This is a genomic window from Paenibacillus hubeiensis (assembly GCF_032334105.1).
Lineage (GTDB): Bacteria > Bacillota > Bacilli > Paenibacillales > Paenibacillaceae > Paenibacillus > Paenibacillus hubeiensis.
Genome location: NZ_JAVYAE020000001.1, coordinates 619976 through 639729 on the forward strand (window position 1 = coordinate 619976; position 19754 = coordinate 639729).

Sequence of the window (19754 nt, forward strand, 5' to 3'; positions counted from 1 at the left end):
AATGGCAAAAAAAAAAGCATATTTGCTGTCATCGGGACAGCAGAACATGCTTTCTCTGCAAAACAACATATGATAAAGATTAACCTTCTTTATTGAAAGGCTCGTCCGCAATTTTAATGGAATCTGTAGGGCAGCCGTCGCATGCATCCTGCATGTCGTCGAACAGGTCGTCCGGAATGGCTACCACGCCTCTGTTGGCATCGCCGTCGAAAATCACTTCTGCCAAACCTTCATCGTCGTAATCGTAGATGTCGGGTGCCGTTGCTCCGCAAGCGCCGCATGCGATGCATGTATCTTTTTCAACCCAAGTATATTTGCTCATTACAATCTCTCCTCCTAAAATTCAAAAACGAACAGTGATTTTATCTAGAAACATATTAATACAAAGCAAGAATAATTACAAATCATTTTAACGACTCAAGACTTCATTATGCCTCATTTACTCCGGACTTTGCAAGTTGTCTTTTTGAAGCGACGTTCCGCGAACCTTGTGATTTCGAAGCAGGACGGAAGGGTCATCCCCAAGCATGCCTGCGGTGACGACGGCATTTTCCCCGAACTTGTCCCGAAGTTGGTCCATGATGCGAATCAGGTTTTCCTTTTTTGGCTTTTGCTCATAATCGAACAAATCCAGCTGAACCGCGCTCTCCTCGCGTGGAATCAGATTCTGAAGGGTGATCCCCAGCATCCGGACAGGCTTTCCGTTCCCCCAGTGCCTGGCGAAAAGGGCACAGGCTTCGCGGTAAATGACGGTTGCGTCTTCGGTTGGCACATCCAGCATGCGGGATCGGGTAATCGTCTTCATCTCGGGTGTTCGAATGGTGATTTGTATGCCTTGGCTCAGCATCTCGTGCCGGCGCAGTCTCCTTCCCACTTGGTCGCTTATATTCAGGAGGACCCGATGCACGTCGTCTATTTCGGTGATATCGGCAGGCAGCGTGGTGGTGTGCCCGATGGACTTGTTTGCTTCCCGCTCCGGCTGAACGGGCGAATGATTGATGCCTTGCGCCGAATTTTTCAACCAGGTCCCGTTGATGCCAAAAACGTCGACCAGCATCCGTTCATCCGACTGCGCCAACTGGCCAATCGTTTCGATTCCTAGTTTTTTCAATTTTTCCGCCGTTTTTCGTCCGATGCCAAACAGCTCCCCGCACGGCTTCGGCCACAGGATATGAGGAACATCCCTCATGCGCAGTATCGAAATGCCATTCGGCTTCTTCATATCGGATGCCATTTTGGCCAACAGTTTATTAGGTGCGATGCCGATCGAGCAAGGAAGCCCGAGTTCGTCACGAATGCGGCGCTGAATCGTTTCGGCGATGTCAAGCGGGGTTCCAAACTGCTTCGATCCCGTAATGTCAAGGTAACACTCGTCGATCGAGGTGGCTTCCAACTGCGGCGTGAAGCTATATGCAATTTGCATGAATGCTCTCGAGTACTGCCGATACAAATGAAAGTCCGGGCGAATAACGATCAAATCCGGGCATTTGCGCAGTGCCTGGTGGACGACCATACCTGTAGAAATCCCCTTGCTTCGGGCCGCATAAGAACAGGTCACGATCACGCCCTTGCGCACCTCGCTGCTTCCAGCTACGGCCGTTGCCTTGCCCCGGTACAACTCCGGTTCCTCGGCTTCATGCACGGAACAGTAAAATGCGTTCATGTCGACATGCAAAATAACCCTTCCGGCTGCAGGATAGTAACGCTCCACATCAGCATGCCGGGTTCTTTCGGAAGACAATGACATCCCGCCCTTCGTACGGTCCTATCGTCTATTTTCTATAGACCTGCTTCCCATTATACCAAGGAACGTTATGTAAAATCATGTATGCAGCGAAAGGGCTGGGCATGCACAATCATCGGAATGCACCTATTGTATGCTTTTCAACTGCCGCAAAGTGTGTTCACCGTCACGCAAAACCATTTGTAACATCAAAATGAGAATTGCATGTGGCATTTGGCGGCAATGGTGCTATAATAATAAATTATACAAATTCCCGAAGGTAGGACAAATTCATCTTGCGAATTTAATACAGTGTAGCGTTGCAGGATCGAAGGATTCACCCAAACATAACGAAAAAAAGTAGCTTTACCTTTAAAGGAGGATCTTCATGTCAAAGGCCATTTCCATCTTCGATACGACTTTACGTGACGGCACGCAAGGAGAGGGCGTCAGTCTGTCCGCGGACGACAAGCTCAAAATTGCCAGAAAGCTCGATGATCTGGGTGCCCATTATATTGAAGGCGGAATTCCGGGCAGCAACACCAAGGACATTGAATTTTTCAAACGGGTCAAAGAGTTGCATCTCAACGCCAAAATCGCTGCATTTGGCAGCACGCGCCGCAAAGGCAGCATTGCAAGCGAAGACGCAAACCTGAAGCGAATTCTCGAATCAGGCGCGCATGCGGCTACTTTGGTGGGCAAATCATGGGATTTCCACGTGCATACGGCACTGCAAACCACATTGGAAGAGAATCTGTCCATGATATATGATTCCATCGCCTTTCTGAAACAAAACGGCATGGAGGTCATCTTTGATGCCGAGCATTTTTTTGACGGGTATAAACATAATCCCGATTATGCAAAAGCCGTCCTGAGCAAAGCCCACGAAGCCGGAGCGGATTGGCTGGTGATGTGCGATACGAATGGCGGAACGATGCCGCATGAGGTGTATGAAATCGTATCCGGCATGGCAAACCGCCTGCCCGAGGCCTATCTCGGCATCCACACGCATAACGACTGCGAATTGGCGGTGGCCAACACGTTAAGTGCCGTACAAGCTGGCGCCAGACAGGTGCAGGGTACGATGAACGGGTATGGCGAGCGTTGCGGAAATGCAAACCTTGCCTCGATCATTCCGAACCTGCAATTAAAAATGGGATACGAGTGCGTTTCCCAGGAATCCATGAAGCAACTGACCAATGTGGCCCGTTATGTCAGCGAGATCGCCAATGTGAACATGCCAACCAACCAGCCTTATGTCGGCAATTCGGCTTTTGCGCACAAAGGCGGCATCCACGTCTCCGCGATTTTACGGGATTCCCGCACATATGAGCATATCGAACCGGAACTCGTCGGCAACAAACAGCGCGTGCTGGTGTCGGAGCTGGCGGGACAAAGCAACATCGTATCCAAAGCGCAGGAGCTGGGTCTTGAATTCGATCCGAACAGTGAAGATTCCCGCCAGATCATTAACAAAATCAAGGATCTGGAGCATCAAGGATATCAATTCGAAGGTGCGGATGCCTCCCTTGAATTGCTGATCCGTGAAGCGAATGGAGACATTCAGGAGCTGTTTGCCTTTGAGTCGTTCAAAATGCTCGTGGAAAAAGGAGCCGGCAAGCCGGTCGTTTCCGAAGCATTCGTGAAACTGAACGTAGCTGGTTCAAGCGTATACACTGCTGCGGAAGGAAACGGTCCGGTCAACGCGCTGGACAACGCCCTTCGGAAAGCGTTGGTGCAATACTTCCCTTCCCTTGCTCATATGCACTTGTCCGACTATAAGGTGCGTGTACTGGATGAAAAAGATGCAACGGCCGCCAAGGTTCGTGTATTGATCGAATCCAAGAACACGGAAGATACGTGGAATACCGTCGGCGTTTCGGAAAACGTCATCGAAGCTTCCTGGGAAGCTCTCGTACACAGCTTCCGTTATGCGCTGCTTCAGGAAGAATTGCAGGACGGGCCCGGCATCGTGCACACTGCCGCTCATGGTCTTAGCAATCATTAAGGCGAAATGGCTATTTCCCGGAAAATATGATGCATTGCACAACAAAAACACCTTGTTTCTCCATTCGGAAAACAGGTGTTTTTGTTTTTTCTTGCCATTATCCTTTAATCAATTTCTTGATCTTCTTCTCCAGTTCCTTTTCAGGCAGGATGCCGAGAATAATCTCTTGCACGACCCCATTCCCATCAATCAACACGTTCGTCGGGAAAGCAACACCGTTATATTTGGCGTAGGCCGATCCATCCTCATCGAGTAAAATCGGAAACGTAAGCTTATAGTTGTCCACAAATGCCATCGCATCTTTCAGTTTGTCATAAGGCGTTACATTCACACCGTAGACGTCGAGATCATTTTGATATTTGGCAGCCAACTGGTTGAGTCCAGGCGCCTCTTGTTTGCACGGCTCGCACCATGAGGCCCAGAAATTGACGAGGATCGGCTTCTCTTTTGCTCCTCCTGCCGTATACGTCCGGCCATCCATACCCTGAAGCGAAAAAGCAGGCGCCAGCAAACCGGCCTGCGGCCCGGTCTTCGTGGGCAACGGCTTCTCCTGGCTGAACACAGCGGCAATCTCTTCACCTTTATTTTGAGCGACGGCTATGCCTACCAACAGCACAACCCCCAAAATGATGTACAGATTTCTTCTCATGGCAAGCCACCTTTGATTGTAATCGCAAAACAAAGCCACGATCCGGACTTGTCCCCTCCATGCTGCAAACGCATTCCTTGAATACGATGACATTCGTCCTTTTATATTGTACCCTTTTCGTTTAAAATTTTACAATCGACACCAGACAAAAAAGGACCCCTGCCGAAGCAGGAGCCAAAGAGAGAGGGGTGAATACAAATGGCAGCACTTCACGGACAGCAAAACATGATCTACATCCCCCGCTCCATAGAGCAGGAAATGGCGAGGCACATGTTCTCTTCACTGCCGCAAGAAGCCTGCGGGGTTGTGCTGGGTGAAGCTGCAGCGGGCGGCATGCGAATCAGCCGGTTTAAGCCCATTCGCAACGTAGCGCCTGACCCGCTGCATCACTTCGTCATGGACGAGGCTGAATGGATACGCTGCGTGTTCCAGGAAAAGCAGCTCATCGGCATATTTCATTCCCATCCGCGCACCTCTCCGATTCCATCGGCGAGAGACTTGGACAACCTCCCCTCGTTTGCGGGACTGCTGCGTATCTATCTCATCGGGTCACCCGTTCCAGCAAGCTCATCCAATGCCCGGATGCTGCTCGGCGGCTATGAAATCATGAAAGCGCCGGAAAAAGGCAGCCTGTCAGCCTCGACTGAATCGTATGCCTTGCAACCAACACCCCTAAGCGTGACTTAACTGGGTATACAGATCGCCTAACGTTTCCACGTTTTTGCGAGTCATGTCTTCCAGATAACATGACCACAGCTGCGCCGTCATTCTCGCATCCTCAAGCGCATGATGCCGGCCTTGGATCGGAATGCCGCGGGACTCCAGCAGCTCATCCAGCCCATATCCCGGGCGCTGCGGCTCCAGCCAGCGTGCCAGCATCATCGTATCGATCAACCTGTGGGTCAGCCTTACCTTGGATGTTTTCCATAATGCAGCGTTCAGAAAAGCGCGATCATGGGCACTCGCGTGGGCGACAAGAACGTTGCCGCCCACAAAGGACATGAAATCATGAAGCCCTTCGAGCAATGTAGGCGCATCCGATGTCATTTGCTGAGTGATGCCGGTCAATTCGGTAATGTGCTGGGGAACGGCCGTTTTGGATTGGACCAACGTATAAAAATGTTCTCCTTCCACAACCTCCCCGCCGCAAATGCGTACCGCACCGAACGAAAGAATTTCATCCCCGTGCTGTGGAGAAAAACCTGTCGTTTCCAGATCGAACACGACCGCATTCAGTTCGCGCAGCGGCGTATGCAGCGCCTCCGGCTTCCGCTGCTCCCGCATCATCGAGCGAATAAACGCCATGTGTTGCGCCGTAGGGGCCCCCATCATGGAAGCGATGGCGGAAGGCACCCCTCCCTGACGCAGCGAATTCCAAAATCCAGTATTGCCCCTAGCCGGCTCTCTCATGAACGTCTCCTTTCCGTGAAGCGCAGCTGTCTTTGAAGGGCACGATGTACCCTCCGAACCAGTCCCAGCGTTTCCCTGAGCTCAAAATGCACTTGTTTTTGCTTTAGCTGTTTTTCATCCAAAAACCCGCTGCTGTGCTGCAACCCGTCCTTTAGAGCAATCGGCGTGCTGCGCCTCAGCTTGAGCGCGCTCATGAATGCCCGCTGCGCCGCATCCGACAGCGTCATCGGCACGGCTTCAAGCACCATCAGCCGCTGAAGCCGTTTGAGCGTTGACGTCTCTTTGATTCCATGCTGGAGTGCAAGGAAACGTGCACTATTCACGAGAGGAATATAAACGCCGTATTTCACATCGAAACCGCCTGCGTGTTCGCCAAACCGCTCAGTGACGACCTGGCCCAGAATGTTAAGCGTAGCTTTATGTTTTACCGTATTGCGAAGCACGGCATCCGACAACTCCGGCACGGTTCTAAACCCATCGTAGAACGCGGCAATCCATTGCTCGGCAAGACTCCGCTCACCTGCCACAAATCGCATATCCGATGCGATGATCAGATTGCGGACAGGTTCCCAAGCCAGATCCGTTCGCCAATCATGCAATTGCTTCTTCCACGCCTCCAGCGTTTTGCGCCACAACGCCTCCGAGCACATGACCTTCCCTTCGCACTTGGCATAACCTAGTTGTTCCAGCGTATCGCTGAGCCGAAGTCCCAATTCCGCGAAATAGGCTTCTTTCCCGTCATGCGGGGCATCATCGATGATCATGCCGTTGTCCTGATCACTCCACATTGTTGCCTCTTCCCTGCCCGAACTTCCAAACACGATAAAGGCATAGGGGACGGGAGGCTGACCGAAGCCCTCCTCTACCATCCCCTGAATGCACAGCTCCACTGCTTTCCGATAAATCCGGTCATGCAGCTCATTTACCGTCTGGTACCACTCGATCGGCGACAAGGAAGCGGACAACAATCCCTGGAGCTCATTCTGCAATAATACGCGCGCCTGGCGCAGTTCTTCAAAAGAAGAAGCACCGTCAATTCCTTCAAAGGACCAGGATTGATTGATATACGGAATGGGTTCCATCATGTCCAGCCTCCTTGCAGCGTGATTCATTTCAATGCCCACCTTTTAGGAGCTGAACGTTCCGCTTCCCGATTTATTTTCCAGACTTTTCATTTGCTCAGGATAACCGTAAGTCCCATGCTCACTCATGTCCAGACCCATGGTCTCTTCTTCCTCCGTAACACGAATGCCCATAATCGCTTTCATTCCGCCCAGGATGATGAAGGATAATACCAGCACAAAGGCAAATGCGCCTACGAGACCGAGCAACTGAACTCCCAATTGATGGAATCCACCACCGTAGAACAGACCCGCTTGGCCTACTCCTACAGTTTCGGCAAGTTCCGGCGTTGCGAACAAACCTGTGGAGATCGCGCCCCACATACCGGCTATACCATGTACGGAGAACGCGTAGATTGGATCATCGATGCCTTTCCGATCAAACCATTGAGCGGTAAAGAATGTAATAATTCCTGCCAAAGCACCGATGACCAAAGCGGCCCAAGGTTCAACGAAGGCACAAGCACCTGTAATGGCTACGAGTGCCGCAAGCACACCGTTCAGCATGCTAGGAATGTCGGATTTGCCAAGTACTGCCCAGGAAATCAGAAGTGCAGCTACACCACCAGCCGCAGCAGCTACGTTGGTCGTCAAAGCGACGTAACCGAAGAATCCGTCTCCCATTGCAGACAGCGTGCTGCCCGGGTTGAAACCGAACCAACCGATCCAGAGGATGATGACGCCAAGCACAGAATAGACTTGGTTGTGACCTGGAATGATGTTAGGTTTACCGTCTTTGTTGTATTTACCGATACGAGGTTTCAATAGAATCGTTGCTACCAGCGCTGCAGTGGCACCCGTCAAGTGAACGACGGTGGAACCTGCGAAGTCTTGCATGCCCAGTTCCGCGAGCCAGCCGCCGCCCCATACCCAGTGAGCGACAACAGGGTACATGATGATGGTGTACAGGGCTCCAAATACGATATATACGCTCATTTTTGCACGTTCAGCCATGCCACCGCACGCAATGGCCAAGGATACCGCCGCAAAAGCGAGGTGGAATACAAATTTGACGGTCAGCGGTACATCGGAAAAGGCCAGGGATTCAAAAGATGCTGCCATTTGATCTCCGCTCAGGAAGAAACCTGTCGTTCCGAAAAATCCATTTCCGTTGCCGAAGCCAAGAGCGAATCCGAATGCCCAGAAGGCAATGACCGAAATTCCCAATGTCAGGATGGTTTTACCCGCAATATGTCCTGCATTTTTCATTCTTGTGGAGCCTGCTTCAAGTAAAGCAAATCCCCCTTGCATAAAGAACACCAGCACTACCGCCAGAAACGTAAAGGCCGAGTTCAACCCGCTTTGGAGTTCGACGTTCGTCGGCCCCTCGGCTGCCGCAAAAGCACTGACCGGGAAAGCCAACAAGGTAAGCATTGCTAACATCGAAACCAACCATTTCTTTCTCATGTACCCCACTCCCTCAAGTGTTAGTTTTATTCACATGTCGTGAAATTCTTAATGTCATTATAAGCAGGAGTCAGGAAAGTTGACAAGGGTTTTTTCAGCAAATCCGAAAATATTTTATAGCCATAAAGTCTTACGTCTTTTTCTTGTACTTAAGTACATAATCATGTCCAATAAGCACATAGACATAGATAACACGATCCCTTTTTGCTAAAGCGTAACGTTTGACTGTATGGTTAAAAATCATGTATCATATCTATAGATCGTAATGGGGCGGATGCCGCTTTACCGCAATCGGAATGACCAATTCCCTACATTTGAACTGCAAAAGAGGTGAATATCATTGGGGGATATGAAACTGTTTCGGATTGGCGAACTTGCCAAGACCGCTGGTGTGAGCGAACGGACGATTGATTATTACACCAAATTGGGCCTGATCGCTCCAGAAGAGCGCACCGAAAAAAATTATCGTCTCTATAGTAATGAAACCTTAACTAGGCTGGAACGTATTGTACAGATGAAGCAAGAGAAGTATAGTCTCGAAGAGATTAAACAGACGCTGGAAAAGTGGAGCCTGGTAAGCACCGAAGAACAGGTTGCAAGCAAACTGTCCAGCCTGGAGCTTCATGTTCAACAGCTCGAGCGGGAAGTCAACGAACTTAAGCCGCTGCTTGGGGAGATGAAGCCCTCACAGTCACGCAAGATGATCACCGGACTTCTCGCGAAAAGCGCCGGCACGATGGAAGCGTTGAAAATCTTGCTCGAAAACACCATGATGTAATATTTAAGAAAGAAAACGGAGGAATGAATATGGGTTTTAACTCGGGTATGCTAATACTGATCATGCTGGCATTCGGCCTCTCTGTTTGGGCGCAATTCCGCGTTAAAGGTACATTTAACCGCTGGTCTGACGTACCGAACCAACGCGGGATGACCGGATATGATGCAGCACGCCACATGTTGGATACCAACGGCCTGCACGACGTTCCGATCGAACCTGTTCGCGGCGCGTTGTCTGACCACTACGATCCAATTAACCGCGTCGTCAGGCTTTCGGAACCTGTATATTACGAAAATTCGATCTCGGCCATTTCGGTCGCTTGCCACGAAGTAGGCCATGCCATCCAGCACAAGGAAAGTTACCCTATGCTGGCGCTGCGTCACCGGATTTTCCCGATCGTGAACTTTGCATCCGGACTCGCTCCTTTCCTGCTGCTTGGCGGATTTATCTTCAACGCATTCAATCTGATCGGTCTGGGGATCATCTTTTTCTCGGTCACCGTGGCTTTCCAGCTTATTACGCTGCCGGTCGAATTCAATGCCAGCAACCGTGCCAGAGAAATTATGGTATCCGAAGGTTACATTCGCAATGAAGAGGAGAAAGGCGTAGCGAAGGTACTTAATGCCGCAGCTCTTACTTATGTGGCAGCAGCACTGATCTCCCTGCTGGAGTTGATCCGCTATATCGGTATCTTCAACAACCGCGACTAATGGTCGTTTGTAGATCATACAACAAAAACAATACCCCGTCCTGATCAGGACGGGGTATTGTTTTTGTGCAAGCCGAAATAATTAAGCAGGAATGTGCGAAAAGATTGAGCGACAAGCGGGAGTTTGTCATCTGCACGATGAATTAACCCAATCGTTCTCGTCACTTTCGGTTGGGAAATAGCCACATGGGCCGGCTGCAATGGTTTGGTTTCAAAGAGGGACATTTCGGGAAGCAAGCTAACACCCATTCCTGCAGCTACCAGTCCCCGAATCGTGTCCGTCTCCTCCCCCTCGAAGGCAATTTTTGGCGTAAACCCTGCCTCCAAGCAGGCATGCCAAACAATCGGGCGCAGAGAGTAACCTTTGCTGAACAATACAAATTTGTCATCTTTAAGCTGCTGCAGCTCGATTTCATTCTCGCCGGCCAACGGATGATTCGGAGGAAGAATGGCGTGCAGCTCTTCCGTCAACACAATGTCCCCCGCTACCTGATCATGCTTTTCGGGAAACGGAGAAATGAACGCCAGATCCACTTCAGCCGATAATACGTCGCGAATGAGCGTGGGAAACATGCCCTGTTTAAATCTGAATTTAACGTTTGGATAACGCTGCCGAAATGCCGCCACAACCGAGGGAATCAAATGAATGCCCAGACTGTGCGGAAAACCGATGCGAATCTCGCCATGCTCCGGGTCCAGAAATTCATGCACTTCGCCCACGGCTTTATCAAGGTCTTTCAAAATACCTTCGACCCGTTTGCAAAAAAGCTGGCCAACCGGAGTCAGCTGCAAATTACGACCCTTTTGCATAAAAAGGTCAACACCCAACTCCTCCTCCAACTGGTGAATTTGGCGACTCACGGCAGATTGCGCCACATGCAGCTCTTCTGCAGCCTGAGTTACATGCTCTTTCTGTGCCACCTTCACAAAGTAATGCAACTGTCTTAATTCCACTCGCCTGATCTCTCCAATCTGCTATTACCCTTCTTATCCTACTTTGTATACTTCATGAAACTTTAAACGCTACCTCTTCAACATGCGGGGTTTCCATAGTCTGATCATTAGGCCATAAATGAAAAATCCGCTGAGCAAACCGCCGAGGTGAGCCATCCAGTTAACACCCGACATAGCAATCGAAAAAATGATCCCGAACACAAGCAGCGTATACAGGGTTTTGCGCGACGCTTCATCCATCATCGACCGTTGGAATAAGGCGACGTACAAAAATGCCCCATAGATGCCATAGATCGCCCCTGATGCCCCTACGGATATCGTGAGCATATTTGCGGAATTATACCATGCCACCGATATCACATTCCCTAACACGCCGCTTGCAAGATACAGCACCCCATACCTTAACGATCCTAACAGCCGCTCCATAGGAGGTGCAAACACAATCAACGCAAAGCTGTTGAAAAATAAATGGTCAAAACCCGAATGCATGAAAATGGACGTGATATAACGCCACCACTCTCCGTCAAAAGACGGATCGTTCGTCACGGCGCCATACTCCAGTAACGTTCTAAAATCTGTCGAACCGCCATTAAAGGACAGCACGATGAACATAATAACATTGGCCAACAACAACAAAGATGTCAGCGGGAAAAATTTCAAATAACTCCGCCAGTTCTCGTACCGAATAAATATCATAGGTCTATAGGTTCACTCCACCCTTTTCGGAACACCATTCGGTGAACCGAATCATAATCATGAAACGGCCTCCATATTGGACAATGCCTCTCATAAAAGATTATAATGGATTTTGGCACGGATCACCAATTAAAAGGAGGAACATTATTATGTCACAAGAACGTACAGGCGCAGCCACATTCAAAGGCAACCCTATTACTCTGATCGGCCCTGAATTGAAAGTGGGCGATCAGGCACCTGATTTCACACTGAGCAAAAACCTGCTCGAAGACGCAACTTTGAAAGACTATGCCGGAAAAATCAAACTCATCAGCGTTGTTCCTTCCCTGGACACCGGAGTATGTGATGCACAGACACGCCGCTTCAACGTGGAAGCCGGAGAGCTCGGAGAAAATGTGGTTGTGTTGACCGTGAGCGTTGACCTTCCGTTTGCGCAAGAGCGTTGGTGTGGGGCTGCTGGTGTGGATCGCGTTGTCACCCTGTCCGACTACAAAACGCGTTCGTTCGGCCAAAGCTACGGCGTCCTGATCAAGGAATTCCAATTGGACATGCGTTCCATTTTTGTTGTAGATGCCAACGACAAAATTACATATGTGGAATATTTGCCTGAGATGGCGGATTCCCCGAACTTTGAACAGGCTATTGCTGCCGTCAAAGCTTTGCTGTAAAACAATGCTGCGCATTCAGAACAAAAGCGAGGAAGGTTTACCTTCTCTCGCTTTTGTTTTTTTGATCCTCAGTCACTCATTCATGCACTTTAAACTGAGCCAGCTTCTTGTCGAGCACCGAGAATAAGTTCAGGATCGTTCGATAATTGGAGCCCAAATCCCCAAAAGATCCCCGGGAAGCCGAGTACATATCCACCGCGCTGCGTACCGGACTTACCGAAATGATCGACACCGTAATATCCATCGTTCTGCCAAACGACGTGCGCTTTTCCAGAATAATTTCTCCTACCGAAGGCACTTCATGCAGCACACGATATCCGGGAATCTTTTTCAGCGTCGAAGACACTTCTTCAAAGGCTTTATCTTTGGACATGTTATAATACCGCGTTTTCATCTTGGGATCCTTGGCTCGATCACTGGTCCCTTCCATACTTCGGATGATGCCAACGAACGTTCTCTTTAATGACAAGACCCTTCCCCCTTTAAATGTAACCGTTCCATTTATGTATACTAGTGTATCATTGTTCAGGTAGTAACAAAAGAGCATGAAGCACTTTTAACAAAACCAGAATGGTTTACGCACAAAAAAAGCACCCTGAATTCCTTCCAAAGGAAGCAGTCAGGGTGCTGTACGTCTGTTAGAGAACCCGCCTATGCCGTCCGGCTACATTGTCTTATGAACCTGCTTGGCAGGTGGGTGACCGCAAAAATGTGTTTGAAGTCCCCTTGTCATATAGACAGGGCTTTTCAGCAACATTCTATGTAGATCTCCCGAAGACATCATCATTGGTTCAAAACAACGATTAACCGAAACGTACATCGCAGGATGTACAGTTATTATATCCCTAACCGCGGCAAAAGTAAATGCCGCTCATCAAGATTATTTAACCTGCTCCCGATCGGATTTATCGGCAGATCCCTCACTGGCCGGATTTCCGTCTGCCCGTTCGTCCCCTTTTTCCTCAGCCAGAGCCGCTTCCTCTTCTTCCTTCTGCAGCTGCATCTTCTGCATTTGTTCCTGCATCTTGTTGAAGGTGGCATAGAAGTTGAAGAACGCAAACCAGGCAACAATGCTAATGATGAAGAAGATGAACAATACAGGATAACTAAAGCCGATATAGAACAGCAATCCGCTTCCGAGCAGTGTGGAAAATACGCGGAACGGTCTGATCAGTGTCAAAAGCACCGCATTTTTGATAATGAGTCCGATGGACATATGATAGTGAACAACCATCGAGAAAAAGTTGAACAAGGACACAAACAGCAGCAGCAGCAAAATCAACATAATAATACCGACAAGCTGCATGTTTCGGAACTGCGTCATGTAAACCGTATAATCCAGATACATGACAACAAACAGCACCGTGTAGAAAATACCCCCGAGCAAGCTCTGTTTGTAATTTTCCTTGTACCCTTTAAAAAAAGTACGGAAAATCGGTACATCCGTATCTCCCATATTCCACTTCCGGACAACCGTGAACAGTGCCGAAGTCGCCGGAAAAAGTGTAAGCGGTGTCACAATACCGATAGCCCAGTTCATTTGCAATGATTCGTTGGCGAGATTCTGCTGCATCACCAGCAGCTTCATGACCAAGAAAAACAAGAACGGCGACGAGCAAATCGCCCACAACAGGTTGGTTGCGGCCAGTCTCGTAATCCACTCTGTCAGCCGATAGATCCCGCCCATAGCTCCTTTAAATTCCAAACATTTCTCCTCCTCCACAGCCTTGCTTCTAACGTAAACTCTAATATTAATATACTCTATTCTGGATAGGAAAAGCCAGCACTTCCCGAAAAGAGCTGTCTAAGCGAGCTGCCTGCATAAGCAAATCATCCGTATCGTTAACCCCGGCTCAGAAAGTCCCTGCCCGAAGGCAAAACAAAAGAATGGAGCAGGAAACCTGCTCCATTCTCAGTCATGCTTTATTATTCGAAAGAAGACTCCCGTGCAGGGCGACGTCCTTCATTGTTGTTTGTGCGCGGTTTGCGGTCACGGTTATAGCCACCTTCGCGGTTGCTGCTTCCGCTGCTGTAGCGATCGCGGTTATATCCGCCACGTCCGCTATTGCTGTTGCGGTCGCGGTTATATCCGCCGCCGCCACCGCTACGGTTGCCGTTGTAACCGGATGGTTTGCGTCCGCTGGAACGCACATCTGGTCTGCGGCGTTTTGCACGGATCGGATCTTCCGGCGTCAATTCGATTTGCGCATCCTTTTTGTCGCCAGTCAGCAACTTCAATGCCGCAGACAACAATTGAACGGAATCGTATTGTTCCAGCAATTGAATGGCAATGCCTTTGTATTCGTTCAACTCGCCGGTTTGCATGATTTCAAGCAGACGTTCTGCAGTTACGCGCTGTTTGCCTTCTACTGCTTCAGCAAGCGTAGGCAGCGGTTTGCGCGGAATGCGATGGCGCGTCACGCGTTCGATGAAGTGCAGGTGATCGATCTCGCGCGGAGTAACGAACGACCATGCTGCGCCTTCTTTACCAGCGCGGCCCGTACGGCCGATACGGTGAACGTAGCTCTCCGGATCTTGCGGAAGGTCAAAGTTCACAACGTGAGTTACGCCGGAAACGTCCAGACCACGCGCCGCAACGTCCGTTGCCACGAGAACGTCGATGCTGCCGTCACGGAATTTGCGCATAACGGTATCGCGTTGATTTTGAGACAAGTCACCATGCAGACCATCAGCGGAATAACCGCGTTTTTGCAACGCTTCAGCCAATTCGTCCACACGGCGTTTCGTACGACCGAACACGATGGCGAGCTCCGGGGATTCCATGTCGAGCAAACGGCTCAACGCCTCAAACTTCTGGCGCTCAGGCACTTCAATGTAAGCCTGGTCGATCAGAGGTGCACTAACTTGTTTTGGAATGACGGAAACATGCTCTGGGTTGTTCAGGAATTGTTGAGCCAATTTCTGGATGTTAGGAGGCATTGTCGCTGAGAACAACATGGTTTGACGATCGTCCGGCACTTGCTTCAGGATGGATTGGATATCTTCCATGAAGCCCATATCCAGCATTTCATCCGCTTCGTCCAGTACAACGGTTTGTACGTCTTCAAGCTTAATCGTTTTGCGGTTGATGTGATCCAGGAGACGTCCTGGCGTACCGATGATAATTTGTGGTTTTCTTTTCAGGGCACGGATTTGGCGAACGATGTCTTGTCCGCCGTAGATAGGCAGGGAGCGCAGGCCCTTGAAGCGGGTAAGTTTTTCGATCTCTTCGGCAACCTGAATCGCAAGTTCGCGGGTAGGCGCCATGATGAGGGCACGGATTTTTTCGTCGTTTTTGGCAATTTTGCTGATCAGCGGAATACCGAAAGCAGCCGTTTTACCTGTACCTGTTTGAGCTTGACCGATCAAATCACGGCCCGTCAGAGCTACTGGAATCGATTTTGCCTGAATCGGAGTCGCTTCTTCAAATCCGAGTTCGGTGATCGCTTGCAGCACCAGTGGTTCCAAATTGAATTCTGAGAAATTTGTCAAAATTATTCATACTCCTTCTATAGGGTGGACATGGTGGACAATCCACTTTGTTGTCTGTATTCTTAAGTAGCGTTAATATTTATAGGGTTTCCCACAACGCCGATTTCATTTCACCAATTTTACCTTGTTGCCGAATTCGTGAATGGGCCCCCAACATAAGACTAAAACTACATAGCATACGTTGAAACACTTTAAATTTTAACCGTTCCAATTGGAAAAAGTTTCCTACTCAAGAATATCCACAAATTATTATATCACAAAACAAATCAAGATTACCAGCGATCTGATTCAAAACTAAAATGAGGTGATTAAATTGCCCAAAATGATTTGGCATTTTCTGGCGATCATCGTTGGCGCGGCTGCCATTGCGTGCGGCTTTAACTGGTTCTTGATTCCCCATCAGCTCCTTAGCGGCGGGGTTTCCGGCATATCCATGCTTCTTGGCTACTTTACGGCATTAAATCTGAGCGTGATGTACTTTGTCCTGAATATTCCACTGCTCATTGCAGGCTGGTTCATTCTCGGAAGGCGCTTTATTATACTTAGCATTGTTTCGGTCCTCGCCACTTCGTGGTTTATCGGCTTTCTGCCAATCATTACCGTAGCGGACGACCCATTGCTGAGCTGTGTTTTCGGGGGAGTTCTGGTCGGACTGGGAACAGGCATTTCATTCCGGGTTGGCGGCTCGACCGGCGGTCTTGACATTGTCGGCTCAATCTTTACCCGCAATCGCGATTTTCCGATCGGAACCGTAATGGCCGGCATGAATGGGGCCATTATTTTGCTTGCCGGTTACCTGAACGATGACTGGAACATCGCCCTGGCCTCCATTTTGTCGATATACATTACAGGCAAAGTGCTCGATCTCATCCATATCAGCCATGTCAAAGTCACGCTGTATATTGTGACCAACGAAACCGAGGCCATGCTCAAAAAAATGCTTGTACACAAGCGCGGCGTCACCAAAATCAAAACGCAAGGAGCATACACCGACATTGAAAAGGACATGTTAATGACAGTAACCACGCGGTATGAACTCGTCGAAGTCAAACGCATTATCAAGGAAACCGACCCAAACGCATTTGTTAACATTGTGGAAACGGTTGGCGTAATGGGCTCGTTCCGTAGAGGATAAAGGTTTCTGTCCGATTAACAATTCGTAACTTTGTGGTATAATAATGGTGCACAGCTCCTAAATATGATTGTATAGCAGGGAACTGCCCTTCAATTTCACAGGCCTTATGCTTTTCCAATTCTCGCCGAATGAGTTACCATGTTTGGAATTCGAGTAGGAAAGGGTGATTGTTGTGGAGATGGAAACGGTGAAACTGTTAGAAATCGTCAACAGATGGTGCCCTGAGATGCTCCCTTTCTTGAAACCGAATGAGCTGGACTCACTCATTGTCCTCCGGGATGGAATGGGCATTCTGGAGCAAGGGGACGCAATGGAAATTATTCAATACAGTATTTGCGAACATCAGAACGAAAGTTTTATTCAATAATTCAGTGATGAACAAATCGCCTCCAGCCGGGAATGCCCGGTTGGAGGCGGTTTTTGTTTCCCCGTCTATTCAAACGAATGAAAATCCTCTACAATGAATAGCTGTGCGCTTTCAATACGACAGCTTGATGATATTATTCAGAACAGAGAGGCCTTTCACGTGAACATGTTAACAACGAGTTTTTCGCAAAAAATCAAACCGTTTTTGATCATATTTTTACCGATCTTCACGACGCAAATATCGCTGTCTGCCATGTCGTTCTTCGATACGAACATGTCAGGGCGCTTCTCTCCCGCCGATCTGGCCGGCGTCGCTATAGGCACAAGCCTCTGGATGCCCGTTCAGACCGGGCTTAACGGCATTTTGATGGGGATCACTCCCATCGTTTCGCACCTTCTTGGCTCCAAACGCTATGACGAGATCGGCCGCAGCACGTTGCAGGCCCTATACCTCGGCCTCGCGGTTGCACTGATTGTGCTCGGCGCTGGCGCTCTGCTGCTAAACCCCGTTCTGGACGCCATGCCTCTGGACTTCCGGGTTGCAGAAGTCGCTCATGGATTTTTGAGCGCGCTTGCTTTCGGCATTCTACCGCTGTTCGGGTATACCGTGCTCCGCAGTTTCATGGATGCGCTGGGGCAAACGAGAGTCACGATGCTGATTACGTTGATCTCCCTTCCGATCAACATTATTCTGAATTATTTGCTGATCTACGGACGCTGGGGTTTTCCCGCATTGGGCGGGGTCGGAGCAGGCGTTGCAACGGCAAGCACCTATTGGTTGATTTTTCTGATCAGCATATTTTTTGTGCACCGGATTCAGCCGTTTGCCCGATACGGAGTTTTCCGAAAATGGTGTGGCGTATCGCTGAGCAAGTGGAAGGAATTGCTGCGAATCGGCATCCCGATCGGGTTTGCCACCTTTTTCGAAACTTCGATCTTTGCCGCCGTCACGTTGCTCATGAGCCGATTCGATACGGTAACCATAGCGGCGCACCAGGCTGCGCTGAATTTTGCATCAACCTTGTACATGCTTCCGGTAAGCATATGCATGGCACTTACCATCCTTGTCGGCTATGAATCGGGAGCAGGCCGCGTGAAGGACGCCAAACAATACAGTCTCATAGGCATTGGAGGCGCAGTGCTGCTTTCTCTGGTTACCGCCGCTCTGCTCCTGATATTCGGCGAAACGGTAGCCCGGCTGTACTCCAAAGAAGCCGACGTCATCGGGCTAACCCAGCACTTTTTGATCTACGCCATTTTTTTCCAGATTTCAGATGCCATCGCAACCCCGACGCAAGGCGCGCTCAGAGGGTACAAGGATGTAAATCCTGCTCTGATCATTACGTTTGTCGCTTATTGGATTATCGGTTTGCCCGTCGGCTATCTCATGGCAACGTACACATCCTTTGGCCCATTTGGGTACTGGATCGGCCTGATCGCTGGTCTTGCTGTGGGGGCTGTCGCTCTCTTGTATCGCCTGTTTGCCGTGCAGCGTATGGCGGCACAGCAGAGCAGCAACCACGTTCAGCAAAGATAAACCGATGACGCTCCGCATGCGGTGCATAAAGAAAGAGCACGGCCCACTTCAAGTGGTGCCGTGCTCTTTCTTGCATGATGCCGGATTTATTGGGACAGACGAATCGCAAGCTCGTAAGTGTCCAAATCGAATTGTTTTTTGGTGTTGACCACTTTATCGATGTCCGTCAACACAAGCTCGCCTTTGATGATTCCGCAAGCTTTGTCTGTTTCTCCCTCAATCAGTGAGCGTACGGCGAAATCGCCCAGACGGCTGGCCAGGTTGCGGTCAAACGGCGTTGGAGTCCCGCCGCGCTGGATATGTCCCAACACGGTTACACGCGGTTCATAGGTCGGGCAGCGTTCCATCAATTCTTTGGCTACATCTTCGCCTTTTCCTACGCCTTCGGCAACAACGATGATACTGTGGCGTTTGCCATGTGAAAAGTTTGCTTTCATGCGCTCTGCCACTTCGTCCATGTCGAATGGAACTTCCGGCACCAGGATCGTTTCCGCGCCGGAAGCCAGGCCGGCATGCAGTGCGATATCGCCGCAATGTCGTCCCATAACCTCAACAATGGAAGAACGTTCATGGGAGGACATCGTGTCGCGCAATTTGTTAACCGCATCGACAACTACGCTAACCGCTGTATCAAAGCCAATGGTGTAATCCGTAAACGAAATGTCGTTGTCGATCGTTCCAGGAAGTCCCATGGTGTTAATGCCCAATTTGCTCAATTTGTTTGCCCCGTTGTAGGAGCCATCTCCACCGATCACGACCAGGCCGTCAATGCCGCGCGCACGCAGAATGTCCGCCCCTTTTTGTTGTCCTTCAGCGGTGTAGAACTCTTTGCAGCGGGCCGATTGCAAGACGGTTCCTCCGCGCTGAATGATATCGCCAACGCTGCGCAAATCCATAGGGAAAATGTCGTTGTTGAGCAAACCCTGGTATCCACGCTGCACGCCGTAGACTTCCAGACCATGGTACAAACCACTGCGAACGACGGCACGAACAGCTGCGTTCATTCCTTGTGAGTCGCCGCCGCTCGTTAGAACTGCGATTTTTTTTACTGCTGACATGATGTTTCTTCCTCCTCTAGTTTCACTTCAGGCTCCCGCAACA

Annotated in this window: 20 protein-coding genes and 1 other RNA gene; 8 read left to right on the forward strand and 13 right to left on the reverse strand. The window is 49.7% G+C overall.

Annotated elements, in window-relative coordinates; translation table 11 throughout:
* Positions 1–79 precede the first annotated feature (79 nt).
* On the reverse strand, positions 80–322 hold the full coding sequence (locus tag RSX24_RS02815) for a ferredoxin (protein ID WP_236418054.1): 243 nt from the start codon (positions 320–322) through the stop codon (positions 80–82).
* A gap of 117 nt (positions 323–439) precedes the next feature.
* Positions 440–1741 carry a DNA polymerase IV gene (locus tag RSX24_RS02820; protein WP_343259605.1) on the reverse strand — a complete coding sequence of 434 codons (1302 nt, stop codon included), beginning with the start codon at positions 1739–1741 and terminating at the stop codon, positions 440–442.
* 370 nt (positions 1742–2111) lie between these two features.
* On the opposite strand from RSX24_RS02820, the gene cimA reads away from it, so the two are divergent.
* The gene (gene cimA, locus RSX24_RS02825; RefSeq protein ID WP_343259606.1) at positions 2112–3731 is read left to right on the forward strand and encodes a citramalate synthase; all 1620 of its coding nucleotides are present in this window, start codon (positions 2112–2114) and stop codon (positions 3729–3731) included.
* Positions 3732–3828: 97 nt separating this feature from the next.
* On the opposite strand, the gene RSX24_RS02830 is transcribed toward cimA, so the two are convergent.
* Positions 3829–4380, reverse strand: coding sequence for a TlpA disulfide reductase family protein (locus RSX24_RS02830; RefSeq protein WP_236418058.1), 552 nt, complete (start codon positions 4378–4380; stop codon positions 3829–3831).
* 198 nt (positions 4381–4578) lie between these two features.
* Between RSX24_RS02830 and RSX24_RS02835 the strand changes: the two genes are divergently transcribed.
* Entirely contained in the window at positions 4579–5067 is a 489-nt protein-coding gene (locus RSX24_RS02835; RefSeq protein WP_339277277.1) for a M67 family metallopeptidase, read from the forward strand.
* Here RSX24_RS02835 and RSX24_RS02840 read toward each other — a convergent pair.
* Genes RSX24_RS02840 through RSX24_RS02850 form a run of 3 tightly spaced genes read right to left on the reverse strand, consistent with a single transcriptional unit; the run spans position 5053 to position 8318 of the window.
* A complete protein-coding gene (locus RSX24_RS02840) occupies positions 5053–5790 on the reverse strand; it encodes an exonuclease domain-containing protein (RefSeq protein ID WP_343259607.1) in 738 nt (245 codons plus the stop codon). The genes RSX24_RS02835 and RSX24_RS02840 overlap by 15 nt on opposite strands.
* Complete coding sequence (locus RSX24_RS02845; RefSeq protein WP_438286766.1) at positions 5787–6881, reverse strand: DUF294 nucleotidyltransferase-like domain-containing protein; 1095 nt, start codon at positions 6879–6881, stop codon at positions 5787–5789. The genes RSX24_RS02840 and RSX24_RS02845 overlap by 4 nt, the downstream gene beginning before the upstream one ends.
* A gap of 36 nt (positions 6882–6917) precedes the next feature.
* The gene (locus RSX24_RS02850; protein ID WP_236418073.1) at positions 6918–8318 is read right to left on the reverse strand and encodes an ammonium transporter; all 1401 of its coding nucleotides are present in this window, start codon (positions 8316–8318) and stop codon (positions 6918–6920) included.
* A gap of 349 nt (positions 8319–8667) precedes the next feature.
* Between RSX24_RS02850 and RSX24_RS02855 the strand changes: the two genes are divergently transcribed.
* Both RSX24_RS02855 and RSX24_RS02860 read left to right on the forward strand, forming a co-directional pair.
* The gene (locus RSX24_RS02855) at positions 8668–9096 is read left to right on the forward strand and encodes a MerR family transcriptional regulator (protein ID WP_236418524.1); all 429 of its coding nucleotides are present in this window, start codon (positions 8668–8670) and stop codon (positions 9094–9096) included.
* Between the two features lie 29 nt (positions 9097–9125).
* Positions 9126–9806, forward strand: coding sequence for a zinc metallopeptidase (locus RSX24_RS02860; protein WP_236418075.1), 681 nt, complete (start codon positions 9126–9128; stop codon positions 9804–9806).
* Between the two features lie 44 nt (positions 9807–9850).
* On the opposite strand, the gene gltC is transcribed toward RSX24_RS02860, so the two are convergent.
* Both gltC and RSX24_RS02870 read right to left on the reverse strand, forming a co-directional pair.
* Positions 9851–10759 carry a glutamate biosynthesis transcriptional regulator GltC gene (gene gltC, locus RSX24_RS02865; protein ID WP_236418077.1) on the reverse strand — a complete coding sequence of 303 codons (909 nt, stop codon included), beginning with the start codon at positions 10757–10759 and terminating at the stop codon, positions 9851–9853.
* A gap of 69 nt (positions 10760–10828) precedes the next feature.
* Positions 10829–11455: a rhomboid family intramembrane serine protease gene (locus RSX24_RS02870; RefSeq protein WP_343259609.1), complete on the reverse strand. Its 627-nt coding sequence runs from the start codon at positions 11453–11455 to the stop codon at positions 10829–10831.
* A gap of 149 nt (positions 11456–11604) precedes the next feature.
* On the opposite strand from RSX24_RS02870, the gene tpx reads away from it, so the two are divergent.
* Entirely contained in the window at positions 11605–12123 is a 519-nt protein-coding gene (tpx, locus tag RSX24_RS02875; protein WP_343259610.1) for a thiol peroxidase, read from the forward strand.
* 76 nt (positions 12124–12199) lie between these two features.
* Here tpx and RSX24_RS02880 read toward each other — a convergent pair whose 3' ends face one another.
* The 4 genes from RSX24_RS02880 to cshA form a co-directional block, all read right to left on the reverse strand.
* On the reverse strand, positions 12200–12592 hold the full coding sequence (locus tag RSX24_RS02880) for a DUF1499 domain-containing protein (protein ID WP_236418091.1): 393 nt from the start codon (positions 12590–12592) through the stop codon (positions 12200–12202).
* Positions 12593–12763: 171 nt separating this feature from the next.
* A non-coding RNA gene (ssrS, locus tag RSX24_RS02885) (6S RNA) lies at positions 12764–12954 on the reverse strand.
* Between the two features lie 49 nt (positions 12955–13003).
* On the reverse strand, positions 13004–13828 hold the full coding sequence (locus tag RSX24_RS02890; protein ID WP_343259611.1) for a YesL family protein: 825 nt from the start codon (positions 13826–13828) through the stop codon (positions 13004–13006).
* A gap of 221 nt (positions 13829–14049) precedes the next feature.
* A complete protein-coding gene (cshA, locus tag RSX24_RS02895; RefSeq protein ID WP_343259612.1) occupies positions 14050–15615 on the reverse strand; it encodes a degradosome RNA helicase CshA in 1566 nt (521 codons plus the stop codon).
* 322 nt (positions 15616–15937) lie between these two features.
* Here cshA and RSX24_RS02900 point away from each other — a divergent pair, with 322 nt between their 5' ends.
* The 3 genes from RSX24_RS02900 (at position 15938) to RSX24_RS02910 (ending at position 18653) form a co-directional block, all read left to right on the forward strand.
* On the forward strand, positions 15938–16750 hold the full coding sequence (locus tag RSX24_RS02900) for a YitT family protein (RefSeq protein WP_438286767.1): 813 nt from the start codon (positions 15938–15940) through the stop codon (positions 16748–16750).
* Positions 16751–16928: 178 nt separating this feature from the next.
* Positions 16929–17117 carry a hypothetical protein gene (locus RSX24_RS02905; RefSeq protein ID WP_236418123.1) on the forward strand — a complete coding sequence of 63 codons (189 nt, stop codon included), beginning with the start codon at positions 16929–16931 and terminating at the stop codon, positions 17115–17117.
* A gap of 165 nt (positions 17118–17282) precedes the next feature.
* On the forward strand, positions 17283–18653 hold the full coding sequence (locus tag RSX24_RS02910; RefSeq protein ID WP_343260058.1) for an MATE family efflux transporter: 1371 nt from the start codon (positions 17283–17285) through the stop codon (positions 18651–18653).
* An 86-nt stretch (positions 18654–18739) separates the two neighbouring features.
* Here RSX24_RS02910 and pfkA read toward each other — a convergent pair whose 3' ends face one another.
* Positions 18740–19711, reverse strand: a complete 972-nt coding sequence (gene pfkA, locus RSX24_RS02915) for a 6-phosphofructokinase (protein ID WP_236418134.1) — start codon at positions 19709–19711, stop codon at positions 18740–18742.
* Positions 19712–19754: the final 43 nt, after the last annotated feature.